Genomic DNA, 16,459 nt, shown 5'->3' with positions numbered 1-16,459 from the left:
AAGATAGAATGAAGATCACATCGATCGAGGCCATTCCCTTTCGGCTGCCCACACGGCGTGATTTCAAATGGGCCGGCCTCAAAGTGGATCTGGGTGGCTTCGTCCTGATCCGCGTACGAACCGAGAGCGGCGTCGTCGGCTATGGGGAAGCGACGCCCCTGCCCGATTGGGGCGGCGACTTCGGCCGCCATGCGGGTGAAACCCTCGCGACCGTCGCGGCCCTGGTGAACGAGGTGCTGGGGCCATTGTTGATCGGTCATGACGTCACGGCGGTGACCATGGCGCGGGAGCGTATGGACCGCGCCGTGATCGGGCATGTCTATGCAAAATGCGCCGTGGATATCGCCCTGCACGACGCCTGGGGCAAGATCGTTGGCCTTCCGATCTACAAACTTCTCGGCGGCGCCTGCCGCGCCAGCGTACCCGTGGCGCATATGGTGGGGCTGATGCCTGAGGGCGAAGCGATCGAGGAAGCGGTGGGCGCCGTCGCCGACGGCATCACCGCTTTGCAGATCAAGGGTGGCGTCGATGCCGAGCGGGACGTGCGTCTCATCGGCATTCTTCGCCGCGAGCTGAAGGACGGGATCTGCCTGCGCCTCGACGCCAATCAGGGCTATCGCGAGACGAAGACCGCGATCCGCGTCGTCGGCCAATTGGCCGATGCCGGCGCCGATTACGTGGAGCAGCCGACGGTCGGTCTGCGTCAGATGGCGGAGGTTACGCGGGGTACGGCCATCCCCATCATCGCCGATGAATCCTGCTGGGATCTCAATGATGCGCTCGACCTCGATCGCACCCAGGGTGCCGATTGCATTTCGATCTATCTCGCGAAATCGGGTGGTTTCGTCGGTGCCCGCAAAGTCGGGGCTCTTGCCGAGGCGACCAACCGACCTTGCGATGTCAACGGCTCGATCGAATCCGCCATCGGCAATGCGGCCAATGTGCATTTCGCCCTGGCCACGTTGAGCGTCAGCCTGCCCTGTGTCATTCCGATCAGCGCGCCGTCCGGCACGCATCCTTACCGGATCGGCGGCCATTACTATGAAGATGATGTGCTGAGCGAGGCCTTCGTGGTGCGGGATGGGGCGATCCTGCCGCTGGATGGCCCAGGCCTCGGCATTACCATCGATGAAGCCAAGCTTGAACGCTTCCGGTGTGCCTGAGGCCATGGCGCGCGGGTATAGAATGGCGGCCGATGTCGGCGGGACCTTTACCGACATCACCTGCCTGTCGCCGACCGGCGTTCTCGGCACCCGCAAGGTGCCGTCCACGCCGCACGACTATGCGGTCGCGATCCTGCGCGGCATCACCGAACTCGCCGCCGAATTGGGCATCGCGCATGGCGATATCAGTGAGGTGCTGCATGCCTCCACCATCGCCACCAACGTCATTCTTGAAGGTCGCGGTGCTCGTACGGCGCTGATCACCACGCGTGGCTTCCGCGATGTGCTGGAGCTGCGCCGCATCCGCGTGCCACGCCTGTACGAGCCGCTGTATCAGAAGCCCGCCCCGCTGGTGCCGCGCCGCCACCGCTATGAGATCACCGAGCGGATGGGGCCGAGGGGTGAGGTCGTTCAGCCGCTGGCGGTGGACGAGGTCCGTGCGCTCGCCGCCGAATTGGCGGCCTCCTCCGTCGAGGCCGTGGCCATTTGCTTCCTGCATTCCTATGCGAACGCGGCGCATGAGGATCAGGTGGCGGCGATCATGCGCGCCGCTCTTCCGGAGGTCTTCATTTCCGCCTCTGCCGAAATCCTGCCCGAGATTCGGGAATATGAGCGCACTAGCACGACCGTCATCAACGCCTATGTCGGGCCGATGGTGGCGCGCTATCTGCGGTCGCTGAAATCCGCCCTGGTGAGCCATGGCATCGCCGGCCGTCTTTTGATGATGCATTCCGGCGGCGGCACGCTGGATGTGGATCGCGTCATCGCCAAACCGGCTCAGGTGGTGGAAAGCGGCCCGGCGGCGGGCGTCGTCGGCGCCGCGATGCAAGGTCGTGACGCCGGCTATACGGACATCATCACCTTCGATATGGGCGGCACCACGGCCAAGGCGTCCCTGATCGAGGACGGTCACGTCGTCAAGACCGACGAATACGAGGTGGGTGGCGGCATGTCCCTCAGCAGCCGGTTGGTAAAGGGGGGCGGCTACGCTCTCAAGCTGCCCGTGATCGACATTTCGGAAGTGGGCGCGGGCGGCGGCAGCATCGTCTGGCTCGATGCCGCCGGCGGCCTGAAGGTTGGGCCCCATAGCGCCGGCGCCGCGCCTGGCCCCGCCTGTTACGATGCGGGCGGCACCGAGCCCACGGTCACCGACGCCAATGTCGTGCTGGGCTATAACAACCGTCATTCCCTCGCCGGCGGCACGGTCAAGATCGACGCCGCCAAGGCGCGTGAAGCTTTGGAGACGAAGATCGCCGCCTTCCTGGACTGCGACGTGCTGGACGCAGCCTTCGGCGTTCATCGCCTCGCCACTATCACCATGATGCGCGCGGTGAAATCCGTCTCGACTTATCGCGGCCGCGATCCGCGGGATTTCACGCTCTTTGCCTTCGGCGGCAACGGCGGCATTCACGCCGCAGCGCTCGCCCGGGAGTTGGGCATGGCGCGCGTGGTGGTTCCACCCGCCGCGGGGGTGTTCAGCGCCGTCGGGCTTCTTCTGGCGGATTTCGAGGTTTCCCAGTCGGCGGCCTTTACGCGCTCGCTGTCCGCCACGCCGATGACGGAGATCGTGGCGGCGTTCGAGGCGCTGGAGGACAAGGTCGCGGCAGACATCGGCGCATCCCCGGATCTTCGCATCGGCTGGACCGCGCAGCTCCGCTACGCCGGCCAGGCCTTCGAACTTCCCGTGGACCTCGAACGCGGGCCATGGCCTGACGGTTACCCTGACGAGATCCGCGCCGCTTTCGAGCGGGAGCACGGGCGGATTTATGGCCATATCCAGCCCGAGGGCGAGGTGCGGTTCGTCGCCCTGCGCGTGACCGGCACCATTCCGCAGCCGCCCCGTAATGGGCCGATCCGCAAGGCGGTGCCGGCGTGTGGCACCGCGACGCGCGATGTCTATTTTGGCCGCGACATCGGTTCGCGTGCCACGGCTGTGATCGGGCGCGAGGACTTGACCGGCGCAGCACGCCAGGGGCCGCTGATCATTGAGGAATATGAGGGCACGACGGTCGTTCCCCCTAACGCAACGGCGGCGCTGGACAGCTTCAACAATATCGTCATCACCTTGGCGATGGGGGTCCCGGCATGAGCGCGCGCATCGACCCCATCCTGCTCGAAGTGCTCAAGAACGGCTTCGAGACGATTGCCGATGAAATGGCGCTCAATCTGATGCGCACCGCGCATTCGCCAATCGTGCGCGATTCGATGGATTACTCGACCGCCCTTTGCGATCCGGCGGGGCTGACCATTGCGCAGGGGCTGACCACGCCCATGCATCTCGGCAGCTTCTACGACGCTATGCGGCATCTGATCGTGCAATACGCGGGCCGCATCGCTCCGGGCGACGTGTTCATTGCCAATGATCCCTATGTCGCGAGCGGCCAGCATCTGCCCGACATTTATGTCATCAAGCCGATTTTCTTCGAGGGTGTGTTGTGCGGCTGGGGCACCACCATCGCCCATCACGCGGATGTCGGCGGCATCGTGCCGGGAAGCAATTCCATCGGCGCCACGGAGATCTACCAGGAAGGCCTGCGCCTGCCCTTCGTGAAATGGTTCGATGGCGGGCGTGAGAATACCATGCTGCTCGACATCATCGCCACAAATGTTCGCGTCCCCGACATGGTGCTGGGCGATCTTCGTGCACAGCTGGCGGCCTGCACGATAGGTGAGCGCGGTCTTCTCGCTTTGGTCGCACGTTATGGTGCAGATGACCTGCAGCGCCATTGCGACGCGCTTCAGGATCAGGCGGAAACCCTCGCGCGCCACGCCTTCTCCGCCATCGCCGACGGCGTCTATACCTTCGTCGACCATATCGACGGATTGGGCGAAAATCCCGACCCGATCGTGCTTCGTCTTACCTTGACCGTGGCGGGATCGGAGATCACGGCGGATTGGGCGGGCACTGCCGCACAGGTGAAGGGCGGCATCAACGCACCGCTGTCCTTCTGTAAATCCAATGTCTATGCGGCGTTGCGGTCGATCATGTCGGCGGACGTGCCCAACTGCCACGGGTATACGCGGCCGATCCATGTTCTGGCCCCACCGAGCACCTTGGTGAATGCGACGCATCCGGCGCCGTGCGGGGCGCGCGGCATCACCGGCTACCGCATCGTGGATTGCATCTACGGCGCCCTGGCGCAGGCGCTGCCCGACCGCATCACGGCGGATGGCACCGGCGGATCGACCTTGCCGACCTTCGCCGGCCGGAATGGGGACGCCGCCTTCGTCTTTTCCGAATGCGTCATGGGTACCTGGGGCGCGACCTCGGCGCATGACGGGCAGGAAGGCGTGCCCCATATGGCCTCCAACCAATCGAATGTGCCGATCGAAATGATCGAGGCCGACTATCCCATTCGGATCGAGCGCTATGGCTTCGCGCCCGATACCGGCGGCGCCGGCGAATATCGTGGCGGCCTTGGCATCCTGCGTGAATATCGCTGCCTGGTGGACGACGTCTTCCTCGGTGTGCGCTCCGACAAGGCGGTACACGCGCCACATGGACTGTTCGGCGGCGGCGAGGGCCAGCCTTCGTCGAATCTCATCAACCCCGGTGTGAATGAGGTGCGTCTGCCGCCACTTCCCATTCTGCCCATCACGCTCAAGAAGGGCGAGGTCTTTCGCCATGTCATGGCGGGCGGCGGCGGCTACGGTCATGCGATCGACCGTGATGTGGAGAGCGTGCGAAACGATGTGCTCGACGGCAAGGTGTCCAGGCGCCATGCGCGGGAGGCCTATGGCGTCGTGATCGCAGATGACGCCGCTGCGACGATCGACGTCGTTGCGACGCAGTCGGCGCGGAGCCGATAGTGGCGGTCGTCCTCGTTGCCGGCGGCGCGACGGGGATAGGCCGCGCGACCGTGCTGGCTTTCAGCCGGCAGGGTGACAGCGTTCTTCTCGTCGACCGGAATGGCCCGGCTGCGCAGACCGTCGTGGCCGAAGCGGGCGGCCCAAAGATCGCGGTCCTGGAACTCGACCTTGCATCGCCATCGGCCCCCCTGGCGGCGGTGGACACCGCGATTTCGACCTTCGGTGCTATTGATGCGGTTTTCGTGGCAGCGGCCCTGCTTTCCGCCGCACCGCTGGCGGACTGGACGCCGGAGATGTGGGCGCGGTCATCGGACCTCAATCTCCGCATGCCCTTCCTGCTGGCTCAGGCAGCGGCACCGCATCTGACCCACTCCGGCAATGCCAGCATCACCTTCACGGCCTCTACGGGCGCTCTCCGTGGCCATGCGGGCATGCCAGCCTATCACGGCACCAAGACCGCCCTGCTCGGCCTTTGCCGCAGCCTGGCCGATGAACTCGGCCCCAGCGGAATCCGCGTGAACTGCATCCTGCCCGGCTGGATCGACACACCCTTCAACGACCCCTTCTGGGCCGCACAGGGCGACCCCACCGCCGCTCGCGCTAAGATTGAGGCGGAGATTCCCCTGCGCCGGCAAGGTGTGCCGGAGGATGTCAGCGGCGCCGTGATCTTCCTGGCGTCACCCGCCGCCCGTTACATCACCGGCACCTCGCTGGTGATCGACGGCGGCTATACGGCGGTTTGAACGCACCATGTCCTTGATCTCAGGGTCTTACTCCTCACGCAGCCGCCCGGTTCTGCACGGCAATCTCGGCGCGGTTTCGGCGGCGCATCCCCTGGCCGTGGCGGCAGGGCAGGAGATACTCGTGGCCGGCGGCTCGGCGGTGGATGCCATGATCGCAGCCCAGGCCGTGCTGTGTGTCGTTTCCCCGGATGCCTGCGGCCTTGGCGGCGATATGTTCTGCTTGATCCACGCGCGGGGTGAAGCCCCGCTCGCCGTGAATGGCGCCGGCGCTGCGCCCATGATGATGACGCGGGTATCGGCCGACGGTGCCTGTGCGGAGGGAGAGGGGCTGCTGGGTACCGAACTGATGATCAACCTCGCCGCGGCGCAACGACGCGGCGGTCCACGTGCTTATCTCCATACGGCCGGGGTCGCTGTCAGCGATGCCGATGGGATGACGGTATCGTCCCTCGTCAGCGTCTTCGATGATTTCGGCTCCTGCGTCTTTGTGCCGGAATGCGGCATCACGCTGAACAACCGCGCCGGTGGCTTCACCGATGGCGCCAATGCGGCTGGGCCGGGCCGCATCCCCGTTCACACCCTCGCCCCGGCGATGGTCCTGACGGATCGGGGCACATTGGCACTCGCCACGCCGGGCGCGGACGGCCAGGTGCAGACGCTGCTTCAGGTCATGACCGGCATCTTTCGCGATGGGCTCGACCTCGCCGAGGCGGTTCGCAAGCCACGCTGGCGCAGCGAGGGCGGAGATGTATTGATCGAGCGAAGCCATCCGGCGCAGACGGATCTTGCCCGCCTCGGCCATCGACTTCGCATTCTCGATGATGGCGATGTGCGGTTTGGCGCTATCGTCTGTGCGGGAGACATCGATGACGCGCCGATAGCCCTATCGGACTGGCGCCGGCACACCTGGTCCGGAGTCGCCTAAATCGATCGAAACCGTTGGTGCTTGCGGGTGGTGTGGCCCTCGAAAGCCGGGCTCGCCAGGGCTATGTCCGAAAGCGGAATCGCGCGCTGGCCGTTGTATCCGATCGTTTTGCGGACACCGTCATCCAGATAATACGCACCAGCCACGACCTGCATCAGCACGGAAAAGCTCTCGGGTTCCTGAGTCGCCAATGTCTCCAAGAATTCTGGCACTGTTCGATCCGTGTTCGTGTCGAGCAAAGCGGCTAATGGAACGAACAGATCAGGCCGCGCGCGCATGACACAATCGATCGCGCCGTCACCATTCATAAGTCGTCCAGCGGAGGGCATGGTCGGCGAAGCCGGAAGAATGGCGTCAGCCAATGCCGATAGTCGGACCTTCTGCGTCTCGGATAGCGCGATCATGCATCAATCATGTCAAAGCAGAACTGCGGGATCAAGTCCCGAAGACGGATCTTTGGTCTGCGGCTTGGCGCAGCCGAGCGAGAGGATGTGTCAGCCGGGGATGCATGCGACAAGCGGGAGCGGCGCCAGCGGCACGCACCCAGTCTCCGTCATGTGGAGCATCCATTCCGTGCAGGCACCCCCGATGGCCTGATCATAGGCGCCGGTTTCGAGCATCAGCACCATCCCTGCACGCAAGACGGTGGTTTCTCCCTCGCAAAGACGTCTTCGCGCTTTCGCTCTATATGCTGACCGTGTTCATTCTGGCGGTGCTGTTGGGGCGGTTGCGCAACCTGCTGGCGTGCTGCCCGTTTCGTGTGGTCTGGTGGGCTGTGAGCTTTCCGCTCGCCGCTTCCTCCATCGCGGGCCGGCGCTTCGTGGCGGCAGAGCCGGGATAGATCACTGACGCGATCGCGCTCGGTTTGCTGGCGCTCGCGACGGTCATTATAGCGGGGTTGCTGGTGCGCGCCTTGTTGGGCGTCGCACGCGGCGAGTTGAAGACGTTGACGACTTCGAACACACAATGCCCTCTCTCAGCGACGCTGTGCCTCAATGCTTTCACGCTTTGCGGACATGCAAAGCATTCCAAGACGCTAGTGCAGCCATTTCGTCTTTTGCCCTAAGGAGGTTTACGATGGCTTCACAGCCGGCCCGCCCGCTATGTCTTTATGATGTCACCTTGTCGGGCCATTCTCATCGGGCTCGGCTGTTTATGTCGCTGCTGGACCTGCCGTACGAACTCGTCGCAGTCGATTTGGCGGGTGGCGCCAACAAGACGCCCGAGTTCCTGGCACTGAACCCTTTTGGCCAGATTCCTGTGCTGGACGATGACGGCATCATTGTTGCGGATTCCAACGCTATTCTGATCTACCTCGCGACCCGCTATGACGACGGACAATGGCTGCCGCGCGACGCCGTCGGCGCAGCCGATGTGCAGCGGTGGCTTTCGGTCGCCGCCGGTCCGGTCAAACATGGGCCGTGCGACGCCCGCCTCATTACCCTTTTCGGTGCCCCGCTCGACCATCAGCGCGCGTCGGCTATCGCCGGGTCATTGTTCAAGGTCATGGAAACCTATCTTCTGGACCGGCGCTTTCTGGTCGGTGAGCGCGCGACGATCGCCGATATTGCTTGCTACAGCTATATCGCGCACGCGCCGGAAGGCGGCATCTCCCTGGAGCCTTTCCCGGCCATTCGGATGTGGCTGCAACGCATCGAAGCTTTGCCAGGCTTCATCCCGATGCCGCGGAGCCGCGTCGACTGATGACTGCCGCCGATCAATCCAAGCAAAGGTAAACGTCATGCAGGCGTTGGGATGGCCAGGGAGTGAGTCGCCTTTTCACGAAGGGGAACTCGCGATCCAGCGGCGGCTCGGTGCCGCGGAGAAGATGGATCGCCAGGGGCGAAGTTCCATCCGCAGTGTCATGCCCGATCAACACCGCCAATTCTTCGCGCAATTGCCGTTCGTTCTGGCGGCGGCGGTCGATGGGTCCGGCCAACCCTGGGCTTCCATCCTGGTCGGGCAACCGGGCTTTGCCACGTCACCCGACCCATCCCGGCTGCGATTGCACGCGCGGCCTCTGAAGGGCGATCCCTTTGCCGGTACGCTCGCGGAGGGCGCAGATATCGGTCTTCTGGGGATCGAGTTACCGACGCGGCGACGGAACCGCCTAAACGGTGTGGTGAGCGAGCTGTCGGGTGACGGCTTCACCGTTCAGGTGAGACAGAGCTTTGGCAATTGCCCTCAATATATCCAGACGCGGGTGGCGCACTTCATTCGGGATCCGGCCCTGCCGGTTGAGACGCCGGTTGTGCGATCCGCCCGCCTCGATGACGCGGCGCTAAAGATCGTCACCGGCGCGGACACTTTCTTCATCGCCAGCGCCAACGAAGACCCCCAGGCCAAGGCCGGGAAAGGCGTGGATATCAGTCACCGGGGCGGCCGCCCCGGCTTCGTGCGCGTGGATGACGACCATACGCTGACCGTGCCGGACTTCGTGGGGAACTTCCATTTCAACACCATCGGCAACCTGACGCTCGATCCGCGCGCTGGCTTGCTGTTTATCGATTTCGACAGCGGCGACCTTCTGTCATTGACGGCCACGGCGGCGATCCAATGGGATGGACCCGAGGTTCAGGCCTTCGCGGGAGCCGAGCGCCTCATCCGCTTTCATATTGCCGAAGTGGTCCGCCTGCCGGGTGCACTGCCGCTCCGGTTTTCGGAACCCGGAGTTTCCCCGTTTCTCAGCCGCACCGGCGCATGGGACGAGGTCGCGCGTAACCTTGAAGCCGAGCGATTGCGTCAGCACTGGCGCCCCTTCGCAGTGACGCGGACGATGGTCGAGAGTGAGGCCGTGGTCTCGCTCATTCTGGAGCCCGCTGATGGGGGCGGCGTCGCACCGTACCGCGCAGGGCAATATCTGCCGATCCGCCTACCGCTTGCAGGTGCCAGCGCGCCCGCATTACGCACCTATACGATTTCCGACGCGCACAACGGCAAGCATTACCGCCTCAGCATCAAGCGCGAGGGTGCGGGCTCATCCTGGTTGCATGCGGCGCCTGTCGGCACGATCATCGAAGCGCTGGCCCCTCGGGGCGATTTCTTCTTCGATGAAGGGAGCAAGCGCCCGGCTGTGATGATCTCGGCTGGCATCGGCATCACGCCGATGATCGCGATGCTCAACAGTCTTCTGGTCAATGACGGGCGCACGCGCAGCCACAGCACCCTCTGGTTCATCCACGGCGCCCGCGACGGCCGGCACCATGCCTTCGCCGCGGATCTGCACCGGATGAAACAGCAATATGCCAACCTACGGACACATATCCGCTTCAGCGCGCCTGAGCCCGACGATCAAATCGGGGAGACTTATGACAGCGAGGGCCGGATCGACCGAGGGTTGCTGACGCAACTTCTGCCACTCGACGATTACGAGTTTTATCTCTGCGGGCCGCCCGGCTTCATGCAGTCGGTGTATGACGCGCTGAGATCCGTCAATGTTCCGGATGGCCGCATTCATCTGGAGAGCTTTGGCCCGGCATCCGTCCGGCGGGACCGACCCTTGCCCGCGCCTCCCCTGCACGCGGCGTCCGAGGAGGCGGTCGAGGTCCGCTTCGCCCGGAGCGGCATCATTGCGCTTTGGACCCCTGCCGCTGGCAGTTTGCTTGACCTGGCGGAGGCGCAAGGATTGGCACCCACTTTTAGCTGCCGCAGCGGGCTATGCGGCACCTGCGTCACACCGATCATCTCTGGGGCGGTACACTATACCGACCCGCCGGAAGCGGCCGTCGCGCCCGGCGAAGTTTTGATCTGTTGCGCGGTGCCACGTGCTGGGCCGTATCTGGACGAAGGCTCCGACCGCTCCGGCGTCACGCTGGATCTGTAGCTCCGCTGAGACGGAGCTGGCCGAAGCGGCCAGTCCCTGCGCTACCCGTCAAGACAAGGTGGTTAGTTCTCCGTACCAGACTCATCCGACTGACCAAAGTTCGCGAAGGCGAGCGGCTCCGCCGAAGGCTCCGCCTTGAACATCACAGAGGTCTTGCTGTCATGCGACATGTCCGGGATCTTTGCGGCGAAGGTGCCGCTATCGTTAACCTGCGACGACACAGCACTTTGCGGCGCCACCACAGTATGCGCCGATGCGATCCCGCCTCCGAGCATCGAAACGGTGATCGCAAAAGCAAAAACTTTCATGATCTTCATAGCACAGTACCTTCCACTCGTCGGTTAACCTTCACGAGGTCGCCGACGATGCCATTGCTCTCGTCGTCTTCGACCTCTTGCTGATAATGACACTGAAGGCGCGGCTTTATTCCCATCGCCGGGGAAGATTGCGAAGCGGCGTCAAGAAGCATCTGGCCGTCTGCGGTTGAAACACCCAATTATTTGGCGTGATGGAATAAATGGCGAAACCAAGTGTCGATCTGACAAGGCGGCGCCGGTTGCAGCCCTTAGGAGCGCTTATGGTTCTCACACTCCCTCGGCTGCGGGCGCTCATTGTACTGAGCGTCGCGGCCGGTTTCACGACCAACCCCTTGGCCGCCGCAATTGCCCATGCCGCTTCCCCTTCTTCGCTCGCGTCCGAAGCTCCGTTCCTGGCCGAGAATCAGACCGCGATGGATAAGATGATGGCGGATATGGCGGTCAAACCTTCCGGTGACGTCGATCAGGATTTCGCGGCCATGATGATTCCGCATCATCAGGGTGCGATCGAGATGGCGCAGGCGGAACTCCTTCACGGCCGTAATGAGCAACTGCGCCGGATCGCGCAGGAAATCATCGTCGATCAGGAGCAAGAGATTGCCGCCATGCGTCTGGCCCTCGGCCAGTCGCTTCCCCCTTCCGCGCCCGCGCCGGACCAGACCTCCGGCATGGGCATGACGAACATGCAAAAGGTAACACAATGATCCGTACTCTACTCGCAGCTGCCCTGCTTGGCGGCACTGCTTTGAGTGGCGCCTCCGCTTGGGCCGGGCAGGCGCCCGGTGCCGCTTCGGCCGCCGACATTGCCATCAGTCACCGCGACCGCGTTTATGCGGCGGAACAATTTTCCAATACCGTCTCGGTCATTGATCCCGCCAGCAATACGCTGCTCGGTGTCATTCGCCTTGGCGACCCGAGTCCAATGAACTTCAGCCCACTCTACAAGGGCCAGGTCCTGGTGCACGGCATGGGCTTCTCGCCTGACCACCGCACGCTCGCCGTCGTTTCGATCGGCTCGAACTCCGTCACTTTCATCGACACCGCGACCAATGCCGTGAAGCACACGACCTATGTCGGCCGTGCGCCACACGAGGCCTTTGTCACGCCGGACGGTAAGGAGGTCTGGGTCACCGTGCGTGGCGAGAACTATGTCGACGTTCTGGATGCCACGACCTTCGCGGAAAAGACACGTATCACGACCCCGAATGGCCCGGGCATGCAGATCTTCTCGACCGACGGCGCCTACGGCTATGTCTGCTCATCCTTCAATCCCGAGGTCGATGTCATCACAGTCGCTGACCACAAGATCGTTGCACGGGTGAAGCAGGCGAGCCCCTTCTGCCCGAATATCGCCGCGACGCCGGATGGCACGCAGGTGTGGTTCACTCTCAAGGATACGGGTAAGACGCAAGTCTTCGACGCCAAGCCGCCCTTCGCGGTGTTGAAGGTGCTCGACACAGGGCCGATCACCAACCACGTCAATATCGTGCGCAATGCGCATGGCCAATTCGCCTATGTCACCGTCGGCGGGTTGAACGAGGTGCAGGTCTTCCGCACCAGCGATTTCGTCAAGGTCGCGACCATTCAGGTCGGCAATTTGCCGCATGGCATCTGGCCTTCCGGCGACGGCACACGCGTCTATGTCGGGTTGGAGAATGACGACCGTATGGTTGCAATCGACACGCTGACGAATACGGTCATCGGCAGCGTGCCGATCGGCCAGGCACCGCAGGCGGTCGCCTATGTCCCGGATGCAGTGCCTGATGGTAGCGGCACACAAGGGCTGATGCCGCTGGGCGTGGCGGGCCAGGCCGTGCACGTCGCAATGGTGCCACTTGATCGCACACTATCGGCAAAGGCGCCGACCAGCGTGACGCTGTTCGACCAGGGCCTGATCCAGGTGCTGGAGGCGTCGATCACGGGCCTGGTGCCGAAACATCCCTATGTGCTGGCGCTGTCCACGCGGGTGGATGGCAGCGGTATGCTGGAGCCGCTGTCGGCCTTCATGACGAATCCGGCCGGCGCCGCCATTGTCAATGCGATCGGCCCGATCCGGCAAGTCGTGAAAGGGGGCGCCGATACGTCACGACGTTACCTGGTCATCGCGCCAGGCACGGGGATGTCCCCCGGCGCGCCCGTGCAAATCCAGGCGCACTGAACACCGCGAGAGACTACAAAAAAGGCCGGTGCTTTCGCACCGGCCTTTTTTTGTTATGAGGAGGCTTAGTTCCCGGAAGAACTGCCGCTGCTCTCACCCACACCGCTACCAGAACCGGCTTTCGCACCAGGGCCGGTCTTCAATCCATGGATCACCTTGTGATGATGCTTGTTCTTGAGCGCGTGGGTCGAATAGCCCGCGATGGGTGACGCAACTTTCGTGCTCGCTGTGCTTTGAGCAAAGCTTGCAGAAGCCAAAGGCGGGGCCAGCAAGAGGGCCGAAGCAAGAAGGAGTTTGTGGGCGATGATCATCATGAAGTCCCCTGAGAAATGAAACTGAAACGCCATAGTCTACAGCGCTTCTGCCACCTCATTATCTACTTTAAGCTTTCGCCGCTAACGATGATCCCGTTACACTTGAGGAGCAGCTATTAGATTTTGGCATCGACCTGATGGCGAATTTCGTCCGCAAGAGGATGCAGCACATCCGACGTCGTTGCGCCGACAAGGCTGTAACCGATGCCTCTGTCGGACCATGCATAACCCTGGATGGCGCCACTCGAATGTTCTGACATGCGACTGTTCTTATCGGTGGTCATCGGCCGCACTAAGATGGCGAGGCGTAGGCCTTGACCGTTATCGTACATCAGCAACCCGGCTGGGCCGTGTGGTGTCGCGACCAGGCGGCCACCCATGAAACGATAACCGGAAACACTCAGATCCGGCACCGCAATATCACGCTGCAGTCGGCTGGAAATCCAATCGACGAGTTGGGCACGATCGGCGGCCTTAAACTCGACCGGATGCGCCTGATCGGGGCCATAGACGCCGTAGGTATAGGCCGCCTCCTGCGCCAAGGCGGCAATACCACTTTGTGCCATAGAAGGTGAGGCCGGACCACGCAGCGACCAGCCACCAGCGCCCCCGAGCGCCAGAAGCACGACGGCGGCAGCCACTGAACGCCAAGGCACCGCCCAAGACGATCGTCTTGCCTCGGCGAGATGACGCAGGGTAAGGCGCGGCGGAATCGGCTCTGCGGCCACGGGTGCCAAAGCCGCGCGCAGAGCCGCCCGCTGACGGACATAACCCTGAACGCGGGCGGCGATATCGGGGTGCGCGTCGAGATACTCTTCCACCTCGGCCTGCCGCGCGCCATCCAGCACGCGATCGATGAAAGCGTGGAGGTCCTCTTCCAGGATGGGGCGGATGGGCTTCATTGGACACTCCGTAGATGGGGACGCTGCGCGGCGGGGGCGCTCTCCTCCTCCATGATGCGCGTCAGCCTGGCACGGGCGCGCGCCAGGCGGGACATGACAGTCCCGATCGGCACGTCCAACACGCGCGCGGCCTCAGCATAAGTGAGATCCTCGACCGAGATCAGCAATAACACGCTACGCTGGTCGTCGGGCAGGCTGTGCACGGCGGCCATGATGTCGATTTGCCGCAATCCGTCTTCTTGGGTGGAGGGGCGGGCCATGGCCGATTCCTCGGCATCCTCAATCGGAAGGTGGCGGCCGCGCCGTGTGGTCTGGCGCATCCGGTTCACGGCCAGGTTGTGCAGTATCGTGAACATCCAGGTACGGGCGTCGCCATCGGGGCGCCGCTGGTGCCAGCGGCTCACGCTGCGCTCAAGCGTATCCTGCACTAGGTCGTCCGCCGCCGCCGGATCGCGCATGAGCGATCGGGCGTAGCGGCGAAGGGCCGGTATCAGGGGCTCGATGAGATCAGCCATATCCGCCATTACACGACGGCCTTCGCTGCGCTGTTCCCGGACGGCACCATAATCGCGAACTCCAACCCGCTACGACGTATAGACACTGGCGGCGCCCTTTTATTCCCCTGGTCTGACGCCAAGGCGTTTTTTAGACGGCGGCCGCCATCCAGCGGGGACGGCAGGACACGAAGTCCCTGAGTTTCGTGAGTGACATAGAGGCAGCGCCGAGCGCGGGATCGCCGGAGAGCACGCGGCTACCCATGGCGGCAGGCAGCGTGGAGTTTTGAGTTCAGGCCGCCTTTGGTGCGCCCGATACGCCGGGGAACAGGTCCTTTTTCAAAAGGCTGGCAGCCGTCCGATGCGCCTTCAGATGGGTGGCGTCGATCATCAACCGATCAGGCTTGCCGCCCTTGGCCGCCAGCGCCGCGAAGATGCGGTTGAAGACGCCGAGGCGGCTCAACCGGCCAAACGGCTCGTCGCAGACATGACCACGGTCTAGGCGGCTTAGCATGAACACGTCAGCCGACCTCACCGCTCCGGCGTGAAGACGTATTGGCTGGACCATGGTGTATTGCCACGGGCCTTCGCCTTGGCGACCTCCTCCCGGGAGACGACGCGCAGGTGAACCTCGTCGGGACCGTCGAGCAGGCGCAAGGCACGGCCCCAGGTCCACAGGTAAGCCAGCGGCGTGTCGTTGGTGAGGCCCATGGCGCCGAAGATCTGCATCGCACGATCCACCACGCGCGTCTGCAACCGCGCGGCAACGATCTTGATGGCCGATACATCGACGCGGGCCGCCTGGTTGCCTTCCACATCCATCCGCCAGGCGGCACGCAGACACAGCAGCCGCGCCTGATCGATCTCGATCCGCGACAATGCAATCTCATCCTGATTATTGGCGAACTCCGCCAGAGCCCGGCCGAAGACCCGGCGTTGCAGCGCCCGTTCGGACATCAGTTCGAGCGCAAGCTCGCATTGCCCGATCGTGCGCATGCAATGATGAATGCGGCCCGGCCCTAGCCGGGCCTGCGCGATAGCAAAGCCCGCATGCTCCTCACCAAGCAGATTCGCGGCAGGCACACGAACATTATCGAAGATGACCTCGCAATGTCCTTCTATCGCATAGTGGTTCATGATCGGCGTGTTGCGCACTACCCGGAAACCCGGCGCATCCATGGGCACGATGATGAAGGAATGGCGGTGATGGCGAGGTGCATCCGGATCCGCGTTCGAAACGCCCATCACCAGCAGAAACGCCGCCTTCGGATGCAGGGCGCCGGTGTTGAACCACTTGCGGCCGTTGATGATGAAATCGTTGCCGTCGCGTCGTATTTCAGTTTGCAGATTGGTTGGGTCCGATGATGCGACATCCGGCTCGGTGATGGAGACGACGGAGCGAATTTCCCCCGTGAGGAGGGGATGCAGCCACTGCTTTCGCTGATCCGGCGTCGCGAAAAGATGCAGGATTTCCATATTGCCGGTGTCGGGCGCGTTGCAATTGAAGACCTCGGCCGCCCAAGGAAGACGGCCCATGGTTTCGGCAAGCGGCGCATAGTCCAGATTGCTCAGCCGTGTGCCTGGTTCATCCTCCCGCAGGCCGGGCAGGAACAGGTTCCACAAGCCCTCGGCACGGGCACGGGCCTTCAAGGGTTCGATCACCTCGACCGGATAGACACCGCTCTCGGCGAGTTCGGTCCATCGCCTGTTCTGCGGCAGAACCTGCGTTTCCATGAAGACTTGCAGCTTCTGCCGAAGCGCCTCGGCGTGCGGCGAATAGGCGAAATCCATGGGTTCAGCTCCCTGCCTG

The 16,459-nt window shown here is 63.4% G+C and carries 17 protein-coding genes and 1 pseudogene; 9 read left to right on the top strand and 9 right to left on the bottom strand.

Going from position 1 to position 16,459, the window contains the following annotated elements:
* Window positions 1–8: 8 nt before the first annotated feature.
* From QP803_RS01825 to QP803_RS01805, 5 genes are read left to right on the top strand one after another with little or no spacing between them, the layout of a single operon-like run.
* Window positions 9–1,163: a mandelate racemase/muconate lactonizing enzyme family protein gene (locus tag QP803_RS01825; protein WP_284945976.1), complete on the top strand. Its 1,155-nt coding sequence runs from the start codon at window positions 9–11 to the stop codon at window positions 1,161–1,163.
* Window positions 1,141–3,252, top strand: a complete 2,112-nt coding sequence (locus QP803_RS01820) for a hydantoinase/oxoprolinase family protein (protein WP_284945975.1) — start codon at window positions 1,141–1,143, stop codon at window positions 3,250–3,252. The genes QP803_RS01825 and QP803_RS01820 overlap by 23 nt, the downstream gene beginning before the upstream one ends.
* The gene (locus QP803_RS01815) at window positions 3,249–4,973 is read left to right on the top strand and encodes a hydantoinase B/oxoprolinase family protein (protein ID WP_284945974.1); all 1,725 of its coding nucleotides are present in this window, start codon (window positions 3,249–3,251) and stop codon (window positions 4,971–4,973) included. The genes QP803_RS01820 and QP803_RS01815 overlap by 4 nt, the downstream gene beginning before the upstream one ends.
* Window positions 4,973–5,716: an SDR family NAD(P)-dependent oxidoreductase gene (locus QP803_RS01810; RefSeq protein ID WP_284945973.1), complete on the top strand. Its 744-nt coding sequence runs from the start codon at window positions 4,973–4,975 to the stop codon at window positions 5,714–5,716. The genes QP803_RS01815 and QP803_RS01810 overlap by 1 nt, the downstream gene beginning before the upstream one ends.
* A 7-nt stretch (window positions 5,717–5,723) precedes the next feature.
* A complete protein-coding gene (locus tag QP803_RS01805; protein WP_284945972.1) occupies window positions 5,724–6,641 on the top strand; it encodes a gamma-glutamyltransferase in 918 nt (305 codons plus the stop codon).
* Here the strand turns inward: QP803_RS01805 and QP803_RS01800 are convergent.
* The 3 genes from QP803_RS01800 to QP803_RS01790 form a co-directional block, all read right to left on the bottom strand.
* Window positions 6,638–6,949: a hypothetical protein gene (locus QP803_RS01800; protein ID WP_284945971.1), complete on the bottom strand. Its 312-nt coding sequence runs from the start codon at window positions 6,947–6,949 to the stop codon at window positions 6,638–6,640. The genes QP803_RS01805 and QP803_RS01800 overlap by 4 nt on opposite strands.
* Window positions 6,950–7,135: 186 nt before the next feature.
* Entirely contained in the window at window positions 7,136–7,261 is a 126-nt protein-coding gene (locus tag QP803_RS01795) for a hypothetical protein (RefSeq protein ID WP_284945970.1), read from the bottom strand.
* Window positions 7,262–7,325: 64 nt separating this feature from the next.
* The gene (locus QP803_RS01790) at window positions 7,326–7,604 is read right to left on the bottom strand and encodes a hypothetical protein (protein WP_284945969.1); all 279 of its coding nucleotides are present in this window, start codon (window positions 7,602–7,604) and stop codon (window positions 7,326–7,328) included.
* 114 nt (window positions 7,605–7,718) lie between these two features.
* On the opposite strand from QP803_RS01790, the gene QP803_RS01785 reads away from it, so the two are divergent.
* The gene (locus QP803_RS01785) at window positions 7,719–8,345 is read left to right on the top strand and encodes a glutathione S-transferase family protein (RefSeq protein ID WP_284945968.1); all 627 of its coding nucleotides are present in this window, start codon (window positions 7,719–7,721) and stop codon (window positions 8,343–8,345) included.
* A 160-nt stretch (window positions 8,346–8,505) separates the two neighbouring features.
* Window positions 8,506–10,464 (top strand): 2Fe-2S iron-sulfur cluster-binding protein, encoded by a 1,959-nt coding sequence (locus tag QP803_RS01780; protein ID WP_284945967.1) that lies wholly within the window; start codon window positions 8,506–8,508, stop codon window positions 10,462–10,464.
* Window positions 10,465–10,526: 62 nt separating this feature from the next.
* Here the strand turns inward: QP803_RS01780 and QP803_RS01775 are convergent, their stop codons facing one another.
* Window positions 10,527–10,781 (bottom strand): hypothetical protein, encoded by a 255-nt coding sequence (locus QP803_RS01775; RefSeq protein WP_284945966.1) that lies wholly within the window; start codon window positions 10,779–10,781, stop codon window positions 10,527–10,529.
* Window positions 10,782–11,113: 332 nt separating this feature from the next.
* Here QP803_RS01775 and QP803_RS01770 point away from each other — a divergent pair, with 332 nt between their 5' ends.
* Entirely contained in the window at window positions 11,114–11,485 is a 372-nt protein-coding gene (locus QP803_RS01770) for a DUF305 domain-containing protein (RefSeq protein ID WP_284945965.1), read from the top strand.
* Window positions 11,482–12,939: a YncE family protein gene (locus tag QP803_RS01765; protein WP_284945964.1), complete on the top strand. Its 1,458-nt coding sequence runs from the start codon at window positions 11,482–11,484 to the stop codon at window positions 12,937–12,939. The genes QP803_RS01770 and QP803_RS01765 overlap by 4 nt, the downstream gene beginning before the upstream one ends.
* A gap of 65 nt (window positions 12,940–13,004) precedes the next feature.
* Here QP803_RS01765 and QP803_RS01760 read toward each other — a convergent pair whose 3' ends face one another.
* The 5 genes and pseudogenes from QP803_RS01760 to QP803_RS01740 form a co-directional block, all read right to left on the bottom strand.
* A complete protein-coding gene (locus tag QP803_RS01760) occupies window positions 13,005–13,253 on the bottom strand; it encodes a hypothetical protein (protein WP_284945963.1) in 249 nt (82 codons plus the stop codon).
* A gap of 116 nt (window positions 13,254–13,369) precedes the next feature.
* Complete coding sequence (locus tag QP803_RS01755; protein ID WP_284945962.1) at window positions 13,370–14,155, bottom strand: anti-sigma factor family protein; 786 nt, start codon at window positions 14,153–14,155, stop codon at window positions 13,370–13,372.
* A complete protein-coding gene (locus tag QP803_RS01750) occupies window positions 14,152–14,679 on the bottom strand; it encodes a sigma-70 family RNA polymerase sigma factor (RefSeq protein ID WP_284945961.1) in 528 nt (175 codons plus the stop codon). The genes QP803_RS01755 and QP803_RS01750 overlap by 4 nt, the downstream gene beginning before the upstream one ends.
* A gap of 245 nt (window positions 14,680–14,924) precedes the next feature.
* Window positions 14,925–15,115: pseudogene (locus QP803_RS01745) on the bottom strand (IS5/IS1182 family transposase); the annotation flags it as partial.
* Window positions 15,116–15,180: 65 nt separating this feature from the next.
* Entirely contained in the window at window positions 15,181–16,440 is a 1,260-nt protein-coding gene (locus tag QP803_RS01740; protein ID WP_284945960.1) for an acyl-CoA dehydrogenase family protein, read from the bottom strand.
* Window positions 16,441–16,459: the final 19 nt, after the last annotated feature.

The sequence above is a fragment of the Acidisoma sp. PAMC 29798 genome, assembly GCF_030252425.1.
GTDB classification, from domain to species: Bacteria; Pseudomonadota; Alphaproteobacteria; order Acetobacterales; family Acetobacteraceae; genus Acidisoma; species Acidisoma cladoniae.
Note: the sequence above shows the minus strand (reverse complement) of the source record. Positions and strands in the feature narration are given on the sequence as shown.

What these genes read in the sequence shown, in the direction of transcription:
- QP803_RS01825 (WP_284945976.1), top strand. Translation starts at nt 9, where the DNA reads ATGAAGATCACATCGATCGAGGCCATTCCCTTTCGGCTGCCCACACGG.
- QP803_RS01815 (WP_284945974.1), top strand. Translation starts at nt 3,249, where the DNA reads ATGAGCGCGCGCATCGACCCCATCCTGCTCGAAGTGCTCAAGAACGGC.
- QP803_RS01805 (WP_284945972.1), top strand. Translation starts at nt 5,724, where the DNA reads ATGTCCTTGATCTCAGGGTCTTACTCCTCACGCAGCCGCCCGGTTCTG.
- QP803_RS01800 (WP_284945971.1), bottom strand. Translation starts at nt 6,949, where the DNA reads ATGAATGGTGACGGCGCGATCGATTGTGTCATGCGCGCGCGGCCTGAT.
- QP803_RS01795 (WP_284945970.1), bottom strand. Translation starts at nt 7,261, where the DNA reads ATGCTCGAAACCGGCGCCTATGATCAGGCCATCGGGGGTGCCTGCACG.
- QP803_RS01785 (WP_284945968.1), top strand. Translation starts at nt 7,719, where the DNA reads ATGGCTTCACAGCCGGCCCGCCCGCTATGTCTTTATGATGTCACCTTG.
- QP803_RS01780 (WP_284945967.1), top strand. Translation starts at nt 8,506, where the DNA reads ATGCCCGATCAACACCGCCAATTCTTCGCGCAATTGCCGTTCGTTCTG.
- QP803_RS01775 (WP_284945966.1), bottom strand. Translation starts at nt 10,781, where the DNA reads ATGAAGATCATGAAAGTTTTTGCTTTTGCGATCACCGTTTCGATGCTC.
- QP803_RS01765 (WP_284945964.1), top strand. Translation starts at nt 11,482, where the DNA reads ATGATCCGTACTCTACTCGCAGCTGCCCTGCTTGGCGGCACTGCTTTG.
- QP803_RS01760 (WP_284945963.1), bottom strand. Translation starts at nt 13,253, where the DNA reads ATGATGATCATCGCCCACAAACTCCTTCTTGCTTCGGCCCTCTTGCTG.
- QP803_RS01755 (WP_284945962.1), bottom strand. Translation starts at nt 14,155, where the DNA reads ATGAAGCCCATCCGCCCCATCCTGGAAGAGGACCTCCACGCTTTCATC.
- QP803_RS01750 (WP_284945961.1), bottom strand. Translation starts at nt 14,679, where the DNA reads ATGGCGGATATGGCTGATCTCATCGAGCCCCTGATACCGGCCCTTCGC.
- QP803_RS01740 (WP_284945960.1), bottom strand. Translation starts at nt 16,440, where the DNA reads ATGGATTTCGCCTATTCGCCGCACGCCGAGGCGCTTCGGCAGAAGCTG.